The sequence below is a fragment of the Agrobacterium sp. M50-1 genome, from assembly GCF_049843495.1.
GTDB lineage: Bacteria > Pseudomonadota > Alphaproteobacteria > Rhizobiales > Rhizobiaceae > Agrobacterium > Agrobacterium radiobacter.
In genome coordinates, this window is the sequence record NZ_JBBHZH010000006.1 from 143402 (window position 1) to 162673 (window position 19272).

At 59.5% G+C, this 19272-nt stretch carries 16 protein-coding genes; 5 read left to right on the forward strand and 11 right to left on the reverse strand.

What is annotated here, in order from left to right; genetic code table 11:
- Positions 1-99: 99 nt before the first annotated feature.
- Complete coding sequence (locus WDZ78_RS15835) at positions 100-447, reverse strand: hypothetical protein (RefSeq protein ID WP_026363741.1); 348 nt, start codon at positions 445-447, stop codon at positions 100-102.
- Between WDZ78_RS15835 and WDZ78_RS15840 the strand changes: the two genes are divergently transcribed.
- The 3 genes from WDZ78_RS15840 (at position 446) to fdxA (ending at position 4444) form a co-directional block, all read left to right on the forward strand.
- Positions 446-3526, forward strand: a complete 3081-nt coding sequence (locus WDZ78_RS15840; RefSeq protein WP_020010777.1) for a helicase-related protein — start codon at positions 446-448, stop codon at positions 3524-3526. The two genes, WDZ78_RS15835 and WDZ78_RS15840, sit on opposite strands and share 2 nt — an antisense overlap.
- A 4-nt stretch (positions 3527-3530) precedes the next feature.
- Positions 3531-3947, forward strand: a complete 417-nt coding sequence (locus WDZ78_RS15845) for an RNA-binding S4 domain-containing protein (protein WP_020010778.1) — start codon at positions 3531-3533, stop codon at positions 3945-3947.
- Positions 3948-4105: 158 nt separating this feature from the next.
- Positions 4106-4444, forward strand: coding sequence for a ferredoxin FdxA (fdxA, locus tag WDZ78_RS15850; RefSeq protein WP_026363742.1), 339 nt, complete (start codon positions 4106-4108; stop codon positions 4442-4444).
- Positions 4445-4515: 71 nt separating this feature from the next.
- On the opposite strand, the gene holA is transcribed toward fdxA, so the two are convergent.
- Genes holA through leuS form a run of 3 tightly spaced genes read right to left on the reverse strand, consistent with a single transcriptional unit; the run spans position 4516 to position 8733 of the window.
- Positions 4516-5553, reverse strand: a complete 1038-nt coding sequence (gene holA, locus WDZ78_RS15855) for a DNA polymerase III subunit delta (RefSeq protein ID WP_020010780.1) — start codon at positions 5551-5553, stop codon at positions 4516-4518.
- A gap of 11 nt (positions 5554-5564) precedes the next feature.
- A complete protein-coding gene (gene lptE / locus WDZ78_RS15860) occupies positions 5565-6110 on the reverse strand; it encodes an LPS assembly lipoprotein LptE (RefSeq protein ID WP_051091641.1) in 546 nt (181 codons plus the stop codon).
- Positions 6103-8733, reverse strand: a complete 2631-nt coding sequence (leuS, locus tag WDZ78_RS15865) for a leucine--tRNA ligase (protein WP_425673547.1) — start codon at positions 8731-8733, stop codon at positions 6103-6105. The genes lptE and leuS overlap by 8 nt, the downstream gene beginning before the upstream one ends.
- 193 nt (positions 8734-8926) lie before the next feature.
- On the opposite strand from leuS, the gene WDZ78_RS15870 reads away from it, so the two are divergent.
- Positions 8927-9586 carry a YggS family pyridoxal phosphate-dependent enzyme gene (locus WDZ78_RS15870; protein ID WP_020010783.1) on the forward strand — a complete coding sequence of 220 codons (660 nt, stop codon included), beginning with the start codon at positions 8927-8929 and terminating at the stop codon, positions 9584-9586.
- 57 nt (positions 9587-9643) lie between these two features.
- Here the strand turns inward: WDZ78_RS15870 and WDZ78_RS15875 are convergent, their stop codons facing one another.
- Positions 9644-10345: a DUF1013 domain-containing protein gene (locus tag WDZ78_RS15875; protein ID WP_026363744.1), complete on the reverse strand. Its 702-nt coding sequence runs from the start codon at positions 10343-10345 to the stop codon at positions 9644-9646.
- A gap of 229 nt (positions 10346-10574) precedes the next feature.
- Between WDZ78_RS15875 and acs the strand changes: the two genes are divergently transcribed.
- Positions 10575-12527 (forward strand): acetate--CoA ligase, encoded by a 1953-nt coding sequence (acs, locus tag WDZ78_RS15880; RefSeq protein ID WP_004444026.1) that lies wholly within the window; start codon positions 10575-10577, stop codon positions 12525-12527.
- A 107-nt stretch (positions 12528-12634) separates the two neighbouring features.
- Here the strand turns inward: acs and WDZ78_RS15885 are convergent, their stop codons facing one another.
- From WDZ78_RS15885 to WDZ78_RS15910, 6 genes are all read right to left on the reverse strand, one after another.
- Positions 12635-13642 carry a TRAP transporter substrate-binding protein gene (locus WDZ78_RS15885; RefSeq protein ID WP_425673548.1) on the reverse strand — a complete coding sequence of 336 codons (1008 nt, stop codon included), beginning with the start codon at positions 13640-13642 and terminating at the stop codon, positions 12635-12637.
- A 41-nt stretch (positions 13643-13683) separates the two neighbouring features.
- Positions 13684-14961 (reverse strand): TRAP transporter large permease, encoded by a 1278-nt coding sequence (locus WDZ78_RS15890; protein WP_020010786.1) that lies wholly within the window; start codon positions 14959-14961, stop codon positions 13684-13686.
- Positions 14962-14965: 4 nt separating this feature from the next.
- Positions 14966-15496 (reverse strand): TRAP transporter small permease, encoded by a 531-nt coding sequence (locus WDZ78_RS15895; RefSeq protein ID WP_003492593.1) that lies wholly within the window; start codon positions 15494-15496, stop codon positions 14966-14968.
- Between the two features lie 21 nt (positions 15497-15517).
- A complete protein-coding gene (locus WDZ78_RS15900; RefSeq protein WP_425673549.1) occupies positions 15518-16678 on the reverse strand; it encodes a fumarylacetoacetate hydrolase family protein in 1161 nt (386 codons plus the stop codon).
- Between the two features lie 201 nt (positions 16679-16879).
- A complete protein-coding gene (locus WDZ78_RS15905; protein ID WP_425673550.1) occupies positions 16880-17596 on the reverse strand; it encodes a FadR/GntR family transcriptional regulator in 717 nt (238 codons plus the stop codon).
- Positions 17597-17713: 117 nt separating this feature from the next.
- Positions 17714-19159, reverse strand: coding sequence for an FAD-binding oxidoreductase (locus tag WDZ78_RS15910; RefSeq protein WP_425673551.1), 1446 nt, complete (start codon positions 19157-19159; stop codon positions 17714-17716).
- Between the last annotated feature and the right edge of the window lie 113 nt (positions 19160-19272).

Genomic DNA, 19272 nt, shown 5'->3' on the forward strand with positions numbered 1-19272 from the left:
ATATGCTTCGGATCGGCTTTTCCGGGATTGTCGCTTGACAGCCTATCCCGGTATTTTCTGGCCCGACGCCCTGCCGTAAAGATGAATCCGGGCAAGGACTTATCCGGATTCATAATCTGGTATGGGCCGCGCGCTCGCCAACCAGATATTGCGGAGAACAAAAGCTGAATCTTGCGGAGTCAGCGATTCGTATTCGATTCGTTCGCAGACTGTTCCGCAGCCGAATCGATTCCATTTTCGCCGGATTCTTTTTGTTTCTTCAACCTGCTGAATCTGCACGGAAAATTCCGTCGATCGGTCGCCTTGCGCCACTTTGCGGGCAAGGCCTATTGCCTTTGTCAGCGGGCGTTGCCATGTGTGGTGCGTGCGGCCAGCATCAGCAATGGTGAGCGGCACGGCAAGCAGTTGAAGTCGATTCGCGGATAGTACGTTGAATTTTCGCCCCATGATCCTGAGCGGCCGCGGTGTCACGGCCGTTCTCGGCCCCACCAATACCGGCAAGACCCACTACGCGATCGAGCGGATGGTCGCGCATGGCAGCGGTGTCATCGGCCTGCCGCTGCGTCTTCTGGCGCGGGAGGTCTATACCCGCCTCGTTGAAAAGGTGGGTGCGCCGAATGTGGCGCTGATTACCGGCGAAGAAAAGATTTCACCTCCCAAAGCCAAATATTCCGTCTGCACGGTTGAAGCCATGCCGCGCGAGACGACGGCCGCCTTCGTCGCGATCGACGAGGTGCAGCTGGCGGGCGATCTTGAGCGCGGGCATATCTTCACCGACCGGGTGCTGCATCTGCGCGGGCGGGAGGAAACGCTGCTGCTCGGCGCGGGCACGATGCGCCCTATCCTCGAAAAGCTGCTGCCCGGAATTACCGTGGTGGAACGTCCGCGCCTGTCGCAGCTTTTCTACGCGGGTCAGAAGAAGATAACACGCTTGCCACAGCGCACGGCGATCGTCGCTTTTTCCGCCGATGAGGTCTATGCCATTGCCGAACTGGTGCGCCGCCAGCGCGGTGGTGCTGCCGTGGTGCTGGGTGCGCTTTCGCCACGCACGCGCAATGCGCAGGTGGGTCTCTACCAGTCCGGTGATGTCGAATATCTTGTCGCGACGGACGCCATCGGCATGGGTCTCAACCTCGATGTCGATCATGTCGCCTTCGCGCAGGATCGCAAATTCGACGGTTATCAGTTCCGCAATCTCAATCCGGGCGAGATCGGCCAAATTGCCGGCCGCGCCGGCCGCCATCTTCGCGATGGCACATTCGGCGTGACAGGGCGTGTCGATCCGTTCGATGACGAACTGGTGGAGCGGATCGAAACCCATCAGTTCGACGCGGTGAAGGTGCTGCAGTGGCGGACGAAAAATTTTGATTTTTCCTCAATCGCCAATCTTCGCCTGAGCCTTGATGCCGCGCCGGCGATCCAGGGACTTTCGCGCGCCCTGCCGGCAATCGACCAGCAGGCGCTGGAATATCTGTCGCGTTATCCCGAGATCATCGATGTGACGACCACCGATTCGCGGGTGGAAAAACTCTGGGAAGCCTGCGCGCTGCCCGACTATCGCCGCATCGCTCCCGCACAGCATGCCGACCTGATCTCCACGCTCTATTTCGACCTCGTCAAACGCGGGGCGGTGAACGAGGATTTCATGGCCGAGCAGGTGCGTCGCGCCGACCGGACGGATGGAGAAATCGATACCTTGTCTGCGAGGATTGCGCAGATCAGAACATGGACTTATGTATCGAACCGCCCAGGATGGCTTGCCGATCCGACACACTGGCAAGAAAAGACTCGGGAAATCGAGGATCGATTGTCCGATGCGCTACATGAAAGGTTGACGAAACGCTTTGTTGATCGCAGGACATCTGTGCTCATGAGGCGCCTGAGAGAGAATGCGATGCTTGAAGCTGAAATCAGTGTAAATGGTGATGTCTTTGTAGAAGGACATCACGTCGGCCAGTTGGCCGGGTTCCGGTTCACGCCGGTGCCGGGAATGGAAGGGCCGGATCAGAAGGCCGTGCAGGCTGCGGCGCAGAAGGCGCTCGCGCTCGAATACGAGGCGCGTGCCGCGCGTCTGCACGCCAGTGGAAACGGCGATCTCGCTTTGAGCTCCGATGGTCTGGTTCGCTGGTTGGGCGAGCCGGTAGCCCGCCTTTCGGCCGGCGACAACATCATGAAGCCGCGGGTGATCCTGCTTGCCGACGAGCAGTTGAGCGGCAATGCCCGTGATCACGCGCTGGCGCGCGTCGAGCGTTTCGTCAATCATCAGATTGCGACCGTGCTGAAGCCGCTGGACGATATTTCCCGCGCCGAAGACCTTCAGGGTCTGGCGAAGGGCCTGGCGTTCCAGCTGGTCGAAAATCTTGGCGTGCTGTTCCGCCGCGACGTTGCCGAAGACGTGAAGTCGCTGGATCAGGACGCGCGCGCCTCCATGCGCCGTTACGGCGTGCGTTTCGGCGCCTACCATGTTTTCCTGCCCGCGCTTCTCAAGCCCGCTCCGGCGGAGCTTGTCACGCTGCTCTGGGCTTTGAAGAATGATGGCCTCGGCAAGCCGGGTTACGGAGATCTCATTCCGGTGCTTGCCGCCGGCCGCACCTCGGTCGTCACCGATGCCAGCTTCGAGCGCATGTTCTATAAGCTCGCCGGTTTCCGTTTCCTCGGAAAGCGCGCCGTGCGTATCGACATTCTCGAGCGCCTGGCCGATCTCATCCGCCCGTTGTTGCAGTGGAAGCCCGGCCAGCAGCCGCGTCCGGAAGGCGCCTATGACGGTCGCCGTTTCACGACAACGACGGCCATGCTTTCCATCCTCGGCGCAACGCTCGACGACATGGAAGAAATTCTGAAGGGCCTTGGTTACCGCGCCGATCAGGTGACGGCGGAAGAGGCGCAGGCCTTCCTCGCCAGCCACGCCGGTGCCTCTGCCCCGGTTGCCGCAGAAGCGGCTGCTACTGAAGAGGAAAGCGTCGAGACCGAGGAGCACGAGCCGGCTTCCGAAGAACAGGTGTCCGAAACGGCGGCTGTTGCGGAAGGCGAAGCTGCCGAGGCGCCGGTTGCGGAAGCTGCCAGCGAAGAGGCTGCCACAGCCGAGGCCGCGCCGGAAAACGCCGAAGCCGCCGAGCCCAAGCCCGTCCTTCTGTGGCGTCCGGGTGGTCGCAACGAAAATCAGCGTGGCGAAAACCGTCGTCCCGGCAATCGCGGTCAAGGCCGTGGTGAGGGAGCCCGCGAACAGGGTGAGCGTCGCGGTGAAGGCCGTCCCGGCAATCGTGACGGTGGAAACCGAGAAGCTGCCAATCGCAGTGGCGACGGCGAGCGCAAGCGTGATGGCGGACGTCCCGACCGTGGCAACAACCGCAACAATGATCGTCATGATCGCGGGGAGCGCAAGGATCGGCCGGAACGCAATGACCGTGGCGGAAAGCCGCAGGGTCAGCAGCGTTTCGAAGCCAAGCCGCCGCGCAAGGAGAAGCCGCTCGATCCGGATTCACCTTTCGCAAAGCTCGCTGCTCTCAAGGAGCAGCTGAAGAAGTAAGCCTATGGGAAGCAGCGAACAGCCACTGGAAAGCACGCGACAGCGTCTGGACAAGTGGCTGTTCTTTGCCCGTATGGCCAAGTCCCGTTCGCTGGCTCAGGGCTACATTCAGTCGGGCCACGTCAAGGTCAATGGGGTTACCATCCGCCAGCCCAGCCATGCGGTGAAGGCGGGTGACAAGCTCGATATCGGTTTTGAGCGCATGGACAAGGTGCTCGTCGTCAAGTCCGGCGGAACACGGCGTGGGCCCTATGAGGAAGCCAGACTTCTCTATGACGACCAAACACCGCCACGGGAACCTTCAGACAGGCTGACGCCTCTCGAGCAGGCGTTGCGCCAGCCAGGCAGCGGGCGTCCCACCAAAAAGGAGCGCAGGGCGCTCGACAGGTTTCTGTCTGACAGTGACGGAAGCAAAGATTAGAATAAACCTCCAAGTCACACCCGTTTTTCAGAATTGTTTATCCTTGCTATCTGTAGTCAAAGGCATTACGTCACTTGCGAAATTGCCCTGTCTGAATTCCGGGCGACGGCTTGTGTTCCGAAGCCCAAAGACCCGGCCTGCATATTCTGGAGTTCATCATGACATATGTCGTGACCGACAATTGCATCCGCTGCAAATATACCGATTGCGTTGAGGTCTGCCCCGTCGACTGCTTTTACGAGGGTGAAAATTTCCTCGCGATCAATCCCGATGAATGCATCGATTGTGGTGTGTGCGAACCGGAATGTCCCGCCGAGGCTATCAAGCCCGATACGGAGCCGGGTCTCGACAAGTGGCTGACGCTCAATGCCGAATATGCGGCAATCTGGCCGAACATCACAATCAAGCGGGATCCGATGCCGGAAGCCAAGGAAATGGACGGCGTTGAAGGCAAGCTGGAGCTTTATTTCTCTGCTGAGCCCGGCAAGGGCGACTGAACTCAGATTTACGAAGATCCTGTACAAATATTTGAAAAGCCCTCGTTGCACCCAGCACGAGGGCTTTTTGTTTATCCGCCGCGGCCGGACTGCAGCGTGGTGGAGAGCAATGTCAGAAGGGCCACGCTTTCCTCCAGGCTTTGCCGCTGACGGCTTTGCAGGATGGCTGCCTGCAAACGGTTCATCTCGCGGGCGATCGCCGCTGGCTGCCATGTTCGCAGCGCTCTTTCGATGATGGGTTTTCTGCGGAAGTGGATGTGGCGTCCAAGCGTCTGCATGACCTGACCGGCCTGCAGTTTTTTCTCATCCATTTCGGCCCGCATCTGGTCAAGCAGCTGGAATTGCTTGAGGCATCCCTGGAGCACAAGGAAGATTGGCGTTTTCGAAGAAACGATCTTCTGGGTCGCGTGGAAAAAGGCGTTTCTGTCGCCTTTCAGGATGGCGTCGACAGCATCGTCAGCGGAAACCGTGCTGGCATCGCCGATAATGGAGAGAACGTCGTCTTCTTCGATCACGTCTGCGCCACGGCAATAGAGCGCGAGCTTACGGATTTCGTTGCGCGAAGCGATACGGTCGCCGCCGAGCGATTCTATCAGTCTCTGCCGGGCAGCAGGCGCGATGCGCAGATTGTCTGCGGATAGTTCCTGATCGATCAGCGCATTCAGCGAGCGGGCATCGTCGGCATAACAGGGGATCGCGGCGATGGAGCGTGCCGGCTCCGCGATCTTGCGCAGTCCGGTACCTTTTTTGACATCGCCCGCTTCGATGATCAGGAAACTCGCTTCCGGCGGCGTTTCCGCCAGAATCTGGAGGGCGTCCACCAGCGCCTTTTCGGCCGAGGCGCCCTTGATCCAGACAAGTTTTTCACCACCGAAAAGACCGATGGCGTTTACTTCATCGAGCAGGCGGCCAGGGTCGCCCTGCAGATCGGATGCGGTCAGCTTCAGCGATGCGAAAGCGTCGTCGGGATCGATACCGGTCTTTTTGGCGATAAGGGTCGCCCGTTCCGATACGAGACCGCGATCCGGGCCGTAGAGTACGAAAACGCGAAAGCGCTCCGCCGGATTTTCGGCGAAGCGCTCGAATTCATGGGACTTTATCTCCGTCACGGCCGCCGCTCTCAGCGGCCGAGTGTGGCGGCGATATCGGTGCGGATGATTTCAGCCAGTTCCCGGGCGGCACGGTTCTCGGCGTCGCGAGTTGCACGGATCTTGGCGAATTCCTGCTGCGGCAGGTCCACCTGCGCCGTCACGCTGCGGCGTGCGGAGCGCAGGATCTGACCGTCGGAAATGCGCGTCAGCACATATTGACCGCTCATCACGACACGGCCGGGATAGGGGCCATCGTAATTGTTGTTCGCGCGGGTCGTCAGGTCGTAATTCTGCACTTCCGTTGACGTGGCGCTCGAGCTTACAAAAACTTTGACGTTATATTGCGCCGTGGCTGGTTGGCCCGCGCCGCCGGCCATCAGAAAGATCAGCTGATTGCGGACTTCCTGCCCGACCCTGCCACCGGTCTCGGAGACGCTGACGGCCGCCAGCCTCTCCTTGGTTCCGGAGGCCTCGCCATAAAGCGGGCGCACCTGGCAGCCTGCCAGAAGACCAGCCATCGTCACGACGGAAATCGCTGCCGCGGCGCGGCTCCATCTTGAAAAAACGTCAGACAACAATGTTCACAATCCTCTGCGGAACCACGATGACTTTTTTGGGCTCGCCACCGGCAAGAATGGATTTGACGGCGTCCAGCGCAAGGGCGGCCGTTCGGACCGCATCTTGATCCGCATCGCGCGCGATTGTCAATTCGCCACGCTTCTTGCCATTGACCTGCACGGGCATGACCACGTCGTTTTCCTCCACCAGCGAAGCGACGAAGCTTGGCCACGGCGTCTGGGCCACGAGGCCGGTATTACCCAGCGCCGACCAGCATTCTTCCGCCAGATGCGGCGTCATCGGGGCGATGATGCGGATGAGGATTTCGACGGCGTCGCGCGCTGCTGCCTTGACGTCGTCAGACTTACCGCCGGAAGCGACATCGGCGAGCGGACCGGCCAGCGCATTGACCAGTTCGTAGATGCGGGCGATGGCCTTGTTGAAGGCGAGCTTGTCCAGATCTTCCTGGACAGCCTTCAGTGTCTTGTGGGCCGCCTTGGAGGCCGCCAGCCCTTCGCCTTCGGTTGCCGGCTTCGGCTTCACGCCCTTCAGCTGTTCGGCTGCTTCGCCGATGATGCGCCAGACGCGCTGGACGAATCGGTTTGCACCTTCCACGCCGGCTTCAGACCAGATGACGTCGCGATCAGGTGGCGAATCCGAGAGAACGAAGAAGCGCGCGGTATCCGCCCCGTAGGATGCGATGATATCGTCAGGGTCGACCACGTTCTTCTTCGACTTCGACATCTTCTCGATGGAGCCGATCTTCACTTCTTCGCCGGAAGAAAGCAGGAAGGCGCGGCGCGCGCCGTCGTTTTCCTCGATCCTCAGTTCGGCAGGCGGCACCCATTCACGCGTTGTGCCTTCACCGCGGCTGTAGGTCTCGTGGACCACCATGCCCTGGGTGAACAGGCCCTTGAAGGGTTCCTTGACGTCCACATGGCCTGTTTCGCGCATCGCACGGGTGAAGAAGCGCGAATAGAGCAGGTGCAGGATGGCATGCTCGATGCCGCCGATATATTGATCCACCGGTAGCCAGTGATTGGCGACCTTCGGGTCGGTCGGTGCGTCTTCCCACGGCGCGGTGAAGCGCGTGTAATACCAGCTGGAATCGACGAATGTATCCATCGTATCCGTTTCGCGGCGTGCGTCATGGCCGCATTGCGGGCAGGAGACATGGCGCCATGTGGGGTGCCGGTCCAACGGGTTGCCGGGCACATCGAAAGTCACGTCGTCGGGCAGCTTGACCGGCAGGTCCTTTTTCGGAACCGGCACCACACCGCAGACTTCGCAATGGATGACCGGGATCGGGCAGCCCCAGTAACGCTGGCGGGAAATGCCCCAGTCGCGCAGGCGGAAATTGACCTTGCGCTCGGCCTGCGGCGTATTGCCCAGCGTCTGCGCGGAAAGCTTCTGCACGACGGCCTCGAAGGCGTCTGCCGTATTCATGCCGTTCAGGAAGCCGGAATTGATCATCACGCCGTCATCGGTGAAGGCGGTGTCGCCGATGGCGAAGTTCGCGGCATCGGGACCTTCGGGGGCAACGACGGCCACGACCGGCAGATCGTATTTGCGGGCGAAATCCAGATCGCGCTGGTCACCTGACGGGCAGCCGAAAATCGCGCCCGTGCCATAATCCATCAACACGAAATTGGCAACATAGACCGGCAATTCCCAGCTGGGGTCCAGCGGATGCACAACCTTGACGCCGGTGTCGATACCCTTCTTTTCAGCGGTTTCCAGCGCGGCCAAAGAGGTGCCGTGGCGGCGGCATTCGTCGCAGAACTCGGCGATATCAGGGTTGTTCGCGGACAGTTCCCTGGCCAGCGGGTGGTCGGCGGCGATCGCCAGGAAGGAAGCGCCGAACAGCGTGTCCGGGCGCGTCGTATAGACGGTGATATCGGAGAAACCTTCCGGCGCCGTTTCAGCGACGGTCTGCCAGCGCAGCGACAGGCCTTCGGAGCGGCCGATCCAGTTCTTCTGCATCAGGCGCACTTTTTCAGGCCATTGGTCCAGCGTGTCCAGCTCGTCCAGCAGGTCCTGGCTGAAATCGGTGATGCGGAAGAACCATTGCGTCAGTTCGCGCTGCTCGACCAGCGCGCCGGAGCGCCAGCCGCGGCCGTCGATAACCTGCTCATTGGCCAGAACGGTATGGTCGACCGGGTCCCAGTTGACCTTGGACTGCTTGCGGTAAACCAGCCCCTTTTCCATGAAGTCGACGAACAGAGCCTGCTGGCGGTGGTAATATTCCACGTCGCAGGTCGCGAACTCACGGGTCCAGTCCAGCGACAGGCCCATGGATTTCAGCTGGCCGCGCATGGTGGCGATGTTCTGGTAGGTCCAGTCCTTCGGGTGAACCTTGTTCTGCATGGCCGCGTTTTCCGCAGGCATGCCGAAGGCGTCCCAGCCCATCGGATGCAGGACGTTGAAGCCGCGCGCACGCTTGTAGCGGGCGACGACGTCGCCCATGGCGTAGTTGCGGACATGGCCCATATGGATGCGTCCCGACGGATAGGGAAACATCTCTAGAACGTAATACTTCTCACGCGGATCGCTGTTGTCGGTGACGAAAACCTTGTCTTCGTTCCATTTCTGCTGCCAGCGCGGCTCGGCGTCGCGAGGATTGTAACGTTCGATGGCCATTGTTTAGAATTCCGGGTATCGAGGGGAAAAATTTGCGCTGACCTTCACCATGAAACGACCGGGGCGTCAAGTTTGGCGGGGCATTCGGGCGTTCAATCTTGGCCAGCGCGCCTCAAATGGTGCTAAACCCGCTTGGCATCAAGGCAATCGGCGTCTAGTTAGCGTTGCGAATGGTTCAAATGAAGGTCTTGTGATGGAAATCGAAGCACGTCTTGAGGATGTCAGGCAGCGCATTGGTGATGTCGCGGAAAAATCCGGCCGCAAGCCTGCGGATGTTGCCCTTGTCGCGGTCTCGAAGACCTTCGATGCGGAGGCGATCCAGCCGGTCATCGATGCCGGCCAGCGCGTATTCGGCGAGAACCGCGTGCAGGAAGCGCAGGGCAAGTGGCCGAAACTCAAAGAGAAGACTGACGGCATAGAGTTGCGTCTGATCGGCCCGTTGCAATCCAACAAGGCGGCGGATGCCGTGGCGCTGTTTGATGTCGTCGAGAGCGTCGACCGCGAAAAGATCGCCCGCGCGCTTGCCGAGGAATGCGCCAAACAGGGCCGCGGCCTTCGGTTTTATGTTCAGGTCAATACCGGGCTTGAGCCGCAAAAGGCGGGCATCGATCCGCGTGAGACAGTTGCTTTCGTGGCCTTTTGCCGGGATGAGCTGAAATTGCAGGTCGAGGGATTGATGTGCATTCCGCCGGCCGATGAAAATCCCGGCCCGCATTTTGCGCTGCTGGCGAAGCTTGCCAGGGAGTGCGGCCTTGAGAAGCTTTCCATGGGCATGTCCGGGGATTTCGAAACGGCCGTCGAATTCGGCGCGACCAGTGTGCGTGTGGGGTCGGCCATCTTCGGTACGCGATAAGGCCATAAACAAAAAACCCGGCGCTGAGGCCGGGTTTCAAGCATTCGAAAACGACGATCAGTACTGATCGTCCTCGTCTTCGTCCTTCTGCGTGGATTTCAGCGAGGAGAGCTTCTTGAAGACCGCATCGGCGTCGATCTGCTCGTCTTCTTCGCGCTGGAAGTTGTAATCCAGACCTTCCGTCACGGTTGCCGGCTGCAGCGTGTTGTCCAGCTCTTCGGCTGTCGGCAGCGGGCGGCCGCGCGAGGCGCGTTCGACTTCAAGGTCGAGATCGATCTGGCTGCAGAGGCCGAGCGTTACCGGGTCCATCGGCGTCAGGTTGGCCGAGTTCCAGTGGGTGCGGTCGCGAATCTGCTCAATCGTCGATTTCGTGGTGCCGACGAGACGCGAAATCTGCGCATCCTTCAGCTCCGGATGGTTGCGAACGAGCCAGAGAATGGCGTTCGGACGGTCCTGACGCTTGGAAACCGGCGTGTAGCGCGGGCCGCGACGCTTGGATTCCGGCACGCGGACCTTCGGCTCGGAAAGCTTCAGCTTATGGTTCGGATTGGCTTCGGCGCGGGCGATTTCGTCGCGGGAAAGCTGTCCGGTTGCGATCGGATCGAGGCCCTTGATGCCCTGCGCGGCTTCACCGTCGGCAATTGCCTTGACTTCAAGCGGATGCAGTTTGCAGAACGTGGCGATCTGATCGAACGACAGCGCGGTGTTGTCAACCAGCCATACAGCCGTAGCTTTTGGCATGAGCAATTGTTGAGCCATAGATACAGTCCTTCTGTCCGTCCGCGCCGGTGTCGCGGGCGTGGTATCAACCACTGATTTCCGGGATATTGGCGCTCTATAACCGGATTGCATCATAATTGCAATTCTTTGCGAAACAAATGACCTTTGTCTAATTGCCGTGTGCATTTGAACTGCTATGAATTCAACACATGCCTGAGGTGGGAGTCTCGGGCCACGTCAGAAGCCATATCGGTTCCAGGAGGAGTTCATGTCTGCCAAAATCTACCCGGTTCTCAAATCGGCGAAGGCCCGCACGCTCATCGACAATGAGCGTTACCAGAAATGGTATCAGGAGAGCGTCGAGGATCCGGAAAAGTTCTGGGACAAGCACGGCCGCCGGATCGACTGGTTCAAGCCCTATACCAAGGTCAAGAACACATCCTTCAAGGGCAGGGTGCCGATCAAGTGGTTCGAGGATGGCCTCACCAACGTCTCCTATAACTGTATCGACCGTCACCTGAAGACGCATGGCGAGCGCACGGCGATCATATGGGAAGGCGACAATCCCTATATCGACAAGAAGATCACCTATAACCAGCTCTATGATTACGTCTGCCGTCTGGCGAATGTCCTGAAGAAGCATGGCGTCAAGAAGGGCGACCGCGTCACCATCTATATGCCGATGATACCCGAAGCGGCCTATGCGATGCTCGCCTGCGCTCGCATCGGGGCGATCCATTCGGTCGTGTTCGGCGGCTTCTCGCCGGAAGCGCTGGCCGGCCGCATCGTCGATTGCCAGTCGACCTTCGTCATCACCTGCGATGAAGGCGTGCGCGGCGGCAAGCCGATCCCGCTCAAGGAAAACACCGACAAGGCGATCGATATTGCCGCCAAGCAATATGTCATCGTCAACAAGGTTCTGGTGGTGCGTCGCACCGGCGGCAAGACCGGCTGGGCCCCCGGCCGCGACATCTGGTACCATCAGGAAATCGCCACCGTGAAACCGGATTGCCCGCCCGTGAAGATGCGCGCGGAAGATCCGCTGTTCATCCTTTATACGTCGGGCTCCACCGGCAAGCCGAAGGGCGTGCTGCACACCACGGGTGGTTACCTCGTCTATACGTCGATGACGCATGAATATGTGTTCGATTACAAGGATGGTGAGGTTTATTGGTGTACCGCCGATGTCGGCTGGGTCACCGGCCATTCCTACATCGTCTATGGGCCGCTTGCGAACTGCGCGACGACGCTGATGTTCGAGGGCGTGCCCAACTTCCCGGATCAGGGTCGCTTCTGGGAAGTCATCGACAAGCACAAGGTCAATATCTTCTACACCGCACCGACGGCGCTCCGATCGCTGATGGGGGCGGGTGACCAGTTCGTTCAGCGCTCGTCGCGCTCCAGCATCCGTCTACTCGGCACGGTGGGTGAGCCGATCAACCCGGAAGCATGGGAGTGGTATTACCATGTGGTCGGCGAAGACAAGAGCCCGATCGTCGACACCTGGTGGCAGACGGAGACCGGCGGCATTTTGATCTCGCCGCTGCCCGGTGCGACCGATCTGAAACCCGGCTCGGCGACGAGGCCGTTCTTCGGCGTGCAGCCACAGCTTGTCGATGCCGAAGGCAATGTGCTGGAAGGACCCGCTGACGGTAATCTCTGCATCATCGACAGCTGGCCGGGCCAGTCGCGCTCCGTCTACGGCGATCATCAGCGCTTCATCGATACGTATTTCTCGACCTACAAGGGCAAATACTTCACCGGTGACGGCTGCCGTCGTGATGAGGACGGTTATTACTGGATCACCGGCCGCGTCGATGACGTGCTGAACGTTTCCGGCCACCGTCTTGGCACGGCCGAAGTGGAATCGGCGCTGGTGTCGCATCACCAGGTTTCGGAAGCGGCCGTGGTCGGTTATCCGCATCCCATCAAGGGACAGGGCATTTATTGTTATGTCACGTTGATGGCGGGGCAGAATGGCGATTATGCGCTGCGCGAGGAGCTGGTAAAACACGTGCGCAACGAGATCGGACCGGTTGCGACACCCGACAAGATCCAGTTCGCGCCGGGCTTGCCCAAGACCCGCTCCGGCAAGATCATGCGTCGTATCCTGCGCAAGATCGCCGAGGACGATTTTGGTGCGCTGGGGGATACATCGACGCTCGCCGATCCGGCGGTGGTCGAAGACCTCATCGCCAACCGACAGAACCGCACGGCGTGATCTTTTGAAAAGGCTGCTTCGGCAGCCTTTTTTCTGTCGGCCATTTTCACAAACAAAAACACCCGGAGGCGGAACCTCCGGGTGTTTTCAATTTTATGCAGACAGGATTATTGGCCGCGGATCTTCTTCAGGTCCGCCAGAACGGCGTCGACTACATCAGCGCCGATTTCAGCCTTGTGCTTTTCGTACACGACCATCGACTTTTCGCGAATACGGGTCTGCTCTTCCGGAGACAGCGTGTTCACTTCGAGACCGGCAGCCTTGATCTTTTCCAGCGACTTCTGGTTCAGTTCGCGGATAACCTTACGCTCTTCGTCGCGGCCGACGACTGCGCATTCACGCAGGGCCGTCTGTTCTTCGGGCGTGTAGCTGTCGAAGATCGGCTTGGAGAAGAGGAAGAGGAACGGCGTGTAGGCGTGGTTCGTCTCGGTGATGTACTTCTGCACCTCGTAGAACTTGGAGGTGTCGATCGTCACATAGGGATTTTCCTGCGCGTCGATCGCGTTGGTTTCAAGCGCCGAGAAGACTTCGCCGAAAGCCATCGGCGTCGCATTGGCGCCGAGGTTCTGGAAGGTGTCGAGGAATATGTTGTTCTGCATCACGCGAACCTTGAGGCCGGAGAAGTCTTCCCACTTCTTGACGGCATGCTTGGAGTTCGAGAGGTTGCGGAAACCGTTTTCCCAGTAAGCAAGGTTTACGAGGCCCTGCTCTTCCAGCTTCTTGTTCATCATGTCGCCGAAGGCGCCGTCCATAACGGCATCGGCTTCCTTGTCATTGGCGAACAGGAACGGCAGGTCGAAAACACCAAGCGACGGGATGAGGCCGACGAGGGGCGAAGAGGACGTCACGACGGCTTCCTGAACGCCGGAACGCAGGGCCTGCGTCGCCTGAAGGTCACCGCCGAGAGCGCCGCCCCAGAATGCCGTCAGCTTCAGCTTGCCGCCCGACTTGTCGTCGAGGCAGGCCTGCATGGCCTTGATGCCGTTGCCGACCGGGTGGTCCTGGTTGATGCCGTTCGAAACGCGGATGTTGCGGCTGTTGAATTCGGCCATTGCCGGCGCTGCGGCGCCAACGGCGAAAGCGATGGCGGTGGTGGTCAGAAGAAGCTTTCTCATAATATCCTCCCTTGGATTGTGTTCGAGAAACAGGTTGTGGATTAACGGAGATATTGCAGCGGTACGAGGACGATGTCCGGGAAAATCACGAGCAGCGCCAGGACGATGGTTTCGGCAACGAGGAACGGCCAGACGCCGACCGTAACCTTTCCGAGCGGGATGCGGCCGACGCCGCTGACAACGTTCAGAACGACGCCAACCGGAGGGGTAATCAGGCCGATGGCGTTGTTGATGATGAAGAGGACACCGAAATAGACCGGGTCGATGCCCGCCTGCTTGACGATTGGCATCAGAACAGGCGTCAGGATCAGGATGGTCGGCGTCAGGTCGAGTGCGGTGCCGACGATGAAAACCAGCACCATCATGGCGGCCATCAGCAGCATCGGGCGATCGATCAGCGGCTCGATATAGCCTGCCACTTCGTTCGGAATATTCGCAGCCGTGATGAGCCATGCGGAGACGAGTGCTGCGCAGACGAGGAACATGATGATCGAGGTGCTCTTGGCGGCACGCAGGAGCACGTGAAACAGGTCCGCCGGCTTCAATTCGCGATAGATCACCATGCCGACAAACAGCGCATAGGCGGCGGCAACGACGGCGGCTTCCGTCGGTGTCATGATGCCGGCCTTGATGCCGCCGAGAATGATGACAGGCATGCCGAGCGCCCAGCCGGCACGAGCAGTCACGAGCAGACGTTCCTTGCCCGAAGTCTTGGGCAGGGGCTTTACGTTGTCCTTACGCACCACGATCAGCCAGGCGATGATGAGCGATGTGCCCATCAGAATACCAGGAACGATGCCGGCGAGGAAAAGCTGGGTGATTGAGACGTTGGCGGCAACACCGAAGACGATGAAGGCCATGGACGGCGGAATGACCGGAGCGATGATGCCGCCTGCGGCGATGAGGCCACCGGAGCGCGGAATGTTGTAACCGGCCTTCGCCATCATGGGGATCAGGATTGCGGCAAGGGCTGCGGTATCGGCTGCGGCCGAGCCGGAGATGCTGGCCATGATGATGGCCGCCACGATTGCCACGATGCCGAGGCCGCCACGGATGTGACCGACGAGCGCGATCGCGAAGTCGATGATGCGGCGGGAAAGACCACCGGAATTCATCAGTTCGCCGGCCAGAATGAAGAAGGGGATGGCAAGCAGCGTGAACGTGTCTGCGCCCGAGATCATGTTCTGGGCGATGATCGCGGTGTTGAACATGCCCATGTACCACATGAGCACGACGCCGCAGAACATCAGCGAGAAAGCGACGGGAACGCCAATAGCCATGGCTCCCAGCAGAGAGCCGACAAAAACGAGAAGTGTCATGGTATCAGCGCTCCGAAAGCTGTTCGATCGTGAGGTTCTCGCCCGCGAACTGGGCGATTTCGTCCTCTGTCACGCGACCGGTCACATAACGGTACAGGCGTTCCAGTGCGATGATGAACATCAGGCCGCCGGTGAACATGCCAATGCCATAGACCCAGATCATCGAAAGCTTGGTGACGGGCGCATGCATGCTGGCATTGATGGCGGACTGCTTCCACGTTCCCCAGAAGAAGATGGCGGAACAGGCCAGAATGATGATGTTCGACGCAATCATGCAGACGATGCGGGCGCGGCGCGACAGGAACATCACGAGCGTTTCGATGCCCATGTGACTATTCTCACGGAAGGTCAACACGGCGCCGATGAAGGTCAGCCACACGAAGAAATAACGCGACAGTTCTTCAGAGATGTTGATGCCGGAATTCATCGTATAACGCATGACGACGTTGACGAAGACCATGATCGACATGCCGGCAAGCAGCAGGACGAGAATGATTTCGAGAATCCGGTAAAAGAGATTGATGGTCTTTTGCATTTTCCCCTCCCGAAGAAATATCTAGAGCAGCCCTCGTTTCGCCAGGTTGCGCATCAGGGCCGCGGTGCCGAATGTCCATTCCGGGCATTCGTCGGTCGTGGCGACCCAGTTGATCAGCTTACCGAGCTTGGGCGTGGAGATTTCGACACGGTCACCCTTGGAATGGGTGAAACCGAGGCCTGGGCCGTGGCGATCCTTCACCGGCGCGAACATCGTTCCGAGGAAAAAGACGGCGCCGTCTGGATATTGATGGTTACGGTTCAAGAGCTGCGAAGCGAGGTTTTCCGGTGTGCGGCTGATTGCTTCCATGGGGCTGACGCCCGTCATGGTGAAGCCGTCTTCGCCTTCGACCAGAAGCGAAATCTGTGACTTCTTCACATCTTCAATGGTGAAGTTGCCGTCGAACAGGCGGATGAAAGGACCGATCGCGCAGGATGCGTTGTTGTCCTTGGCCTTGCTGAGCAGCAGGGCGGAACGGCCTTCGAAATCGCGCAGGTTGACGTCGTTGCCAAGCGTTGCGCCGATGATGCGGCCATCGGAGGTGATGGCGAGCACCACTTCCGGTTCCGGGTTGTTCCACTGCGATTTCGGGTGAACGCCGATCAGGGCGCCGCAGCCTACCGAGGCCATGGCCTGCGCCTTGGAGAAGATCTCCGCATCCGGGCCGATACCCACTTCCAGATATTGTGACCAGAGGCCCATTTCCTGGAGCAGTTTCTTGACTTCGGCGGCTTTTTCCGAGCCGGCCTCAAGTCCCTTGAGATTGTCGCCGAGAACCGGGGCCAGCCGCCCACGAATTTCCTGCGCGCGAAGCGGGTCACCCTTGGCCTGCTCTTCGATCACGCGTTCCAGCATGCTGTCGGCGAAGGTGACGCCTGCGGCCTTGACGGCCTGAATGTCATTGGGGGCAAGAAGTTCGCCGGCGGAACCGTCCAGAAACGCCTCCAGCGCGCCGAGTGCGACGAATGTGCCGGTGTCGGCGAGCCGCTCCACCAGATCCTTCTTTTCCAGAAGTTCGGACATGGTCGGGGAAAGCGAAGTGAGGTCATAAAGCACGCCGCCCTTGAGCAGGACGGGGCAGGGGCCGCCTTCACTTTTCGACCAGACGCGGCCGACGAGCAGCGCGTTTTCGAAATCTTCAGGCAAAATTGCAGTAGCGTCGATAGACCTTGTGCCGGTCATGTAGTCCTCCCCTTCAGCATCCGACAGGCCGCCTCCTGCGGTCTTATTGTCTGGATGTCTGACAACTTAATCCCATTCTTCTTAGTATGACTTTTGCTACGAGTCTAGCGGCCTTGCCGACAAATTTGTCGTCTTTCGCCTCTCAATTCCCGGAAAGCCGTAAACCTGTCCTATAGCTTTGCCGGCGTGCTCTTTCGCTGCTCAGAAGATATCCAGTTCGAGATTGACCCGGCTTGCTGCGCCGATCAGATGCTTGCGCATGGCGTTCTTGGCGGCAGCGGCATCCGCTTTCTCGACCGCCGCATAGATTGCCACATGTTCGGCGATCGTCACCTCGAGAATTTCGCCAAAAACCGCGCGGGAGAATGCTATGTTGATCGCGGAACTGATGCGCTCCGCGATGAAGCCAAGGAACATCAGGAAATATTCGTTCTGCGTCGCTTCCGCCAGAATGCGGTGAAAATCGAGATCCGCCGCAACGCCTTCCGTTGACCAGTCATCGGCGGTTTTCATCTTTTCCAAAGCCGCCGCCAGCCGTGTCAGTTGCTGTGGCCTGCGATGCAGTGCGGCCAGACCCGCCGCCTCTATTTCCAGCGGCATGCGAAGCTGGAAGAGATCGCGGAAATTCTCCGGGTCGTTCAGTCGGGAACGTTCGATGCGGATGGATAGTCTCTGCCGGGGATCGGTGACAAATGCGCCCACGCCCTGCCGGGTTTCGACAAAACCCTCGTTGCGCAATTGCGCGATCGCCTCGCGAATGACCGAGCGGCTAACGCCGAAAGTTTTCGCCAGAACATGTTCCGTCGGCAGCCTGTCGCCCGGGCCGAGCTTCGAATCATTGATTTCGCGCGCAATCTCCGCGGCGATCCGGCCGGGCAGATGGTCGTTGCGATGTATCTGATTGAACTCCAGCGTCATGGTTGCTCCCGTTCCACAGAAACGATTGGTTCTTTTCCCTGCGGCAGGCGACTTCCTCCTTCGCCTTCAGCGGGTTTTTCAAAGGCGGCGTTTTCAGCCGCCTTTGCCGTTCCTCGATTAGCTATCCGGTTGCAGGGTTATCTGGCAACCGGGATTCATCCGCAAATCGGGGTCGAAGGTGTTTTTCAAACCCGTGATCATCCGGCGCTGCACATCGGATAGCCGGCTTTCGAAATCGGAGCGCTTCAGACGGCCGATGCCGTGCTCGGCGCTGATGCTGCCGACGTAGCGGTCGAGCACCTCGTTGACCAGTGTCTTCGACTTGTAGATGAAGGCGTCGCGCTCTTCCGGCGTCGAACCATTGGGCGGCAGGACGTTGAGGTGGACGTTGCCGTCTCCGACATGGCCGTAGGAAACCGCGAGGCACTCCGGCAGTTTTTCCGCCAGTTCCGCCTCGGCTTCAGCCACGAAGGCCGCGAGTTTCGACAGCGGCACGGAAATATCGGTGCGCATATGGCTGCCGCGCAGCGCTTGGCCTTCGTTCATGCCCTCGCGGAAAAGCCACAGCGATTGCGCCTGTGCGCGTGAGGAGGCGATGACGCCGTCCAGCACCAGCCCGTCTTCCATGACGCCTTCGAGGAAACGCCCCATCAGGTCGGCGGTATCCACCAGGCCGGAGCCGGAAATTTCCATCAGCACATAGGCCGGGTAATCGCCGGCGATCGGCATTTTGAGGTCGGGTATCGCCTCGATCGCCAGCGTGAAGGCGACGGGCGGCATGAATTCGAAGGCGGACATCAGGTCACAGCATTCGCGGCGGGCGCGGCGGTAAAGCTTGATGGCATCGTCAAGCGAATTGAGGCCGAGCAGCGCCGTCTCGACATGTTCGGGATTAGGATAAAGCTTGACGGCAACCGCCGTGATGATGCCGAGCGTTCCTTCCGCGCCGATGAAAAGCTGCTTCAGATCAATACCGCGATTATCCTTGCGCAGTGTCGACAGGCCATTCCAGATGGTGCCATCAGGCAGGACCACTTCCAGACCCAGCACCAGTTCGCGGGTCATGCCGTAACGCAGGACATTGATACCGCCGGCATTGGTGGAGACATTGCCGCCGATACGGCAGCTGCCCTGCGCGCCGAGCGACAGCGGGAAGAACATGCCCTTGTCCTGAACCGCATCCTTGAATTCCGACAGAATGCATCCGGCTTCCACGACGGCGGAAAAATCGTCGCTGTCTATGGTGCGAATGGCGGTCATGCGCTCGAGGCTCAGCACAACCTGACGCTTCGGCGCATCGGGAATGCCGCCGAGCACCAGCCCGGTATTGCCGCCCTGAGGAATGATCGAGAGACCGAGCTCGGCGCAGGCGCGAACCGTGTCGGAGACTTCCTTGGTTGACCGGGGGCGGATCACGGCCACGGCTGAACTTGTGACGTCGCCGTGCCAGTCGCGGCAATAGCGCAGCATGTCTTCCTGCGATGTCAGCAGCAGAGCCTCGCCGAGCCTGTTTTTCAACGAGACCCGCAATTCCTCGATATCGTGTTCGCTCACGATCGTCATTCCACCCTCTCCGTCCAATCCGCCCTAAATTTCCGGACAGGGCTCTTTCGCCCTTGCTTTTGCCGGTTTGTGAAAAAATACTATTTTCAACTCGATCATATAAGGTTATCAGA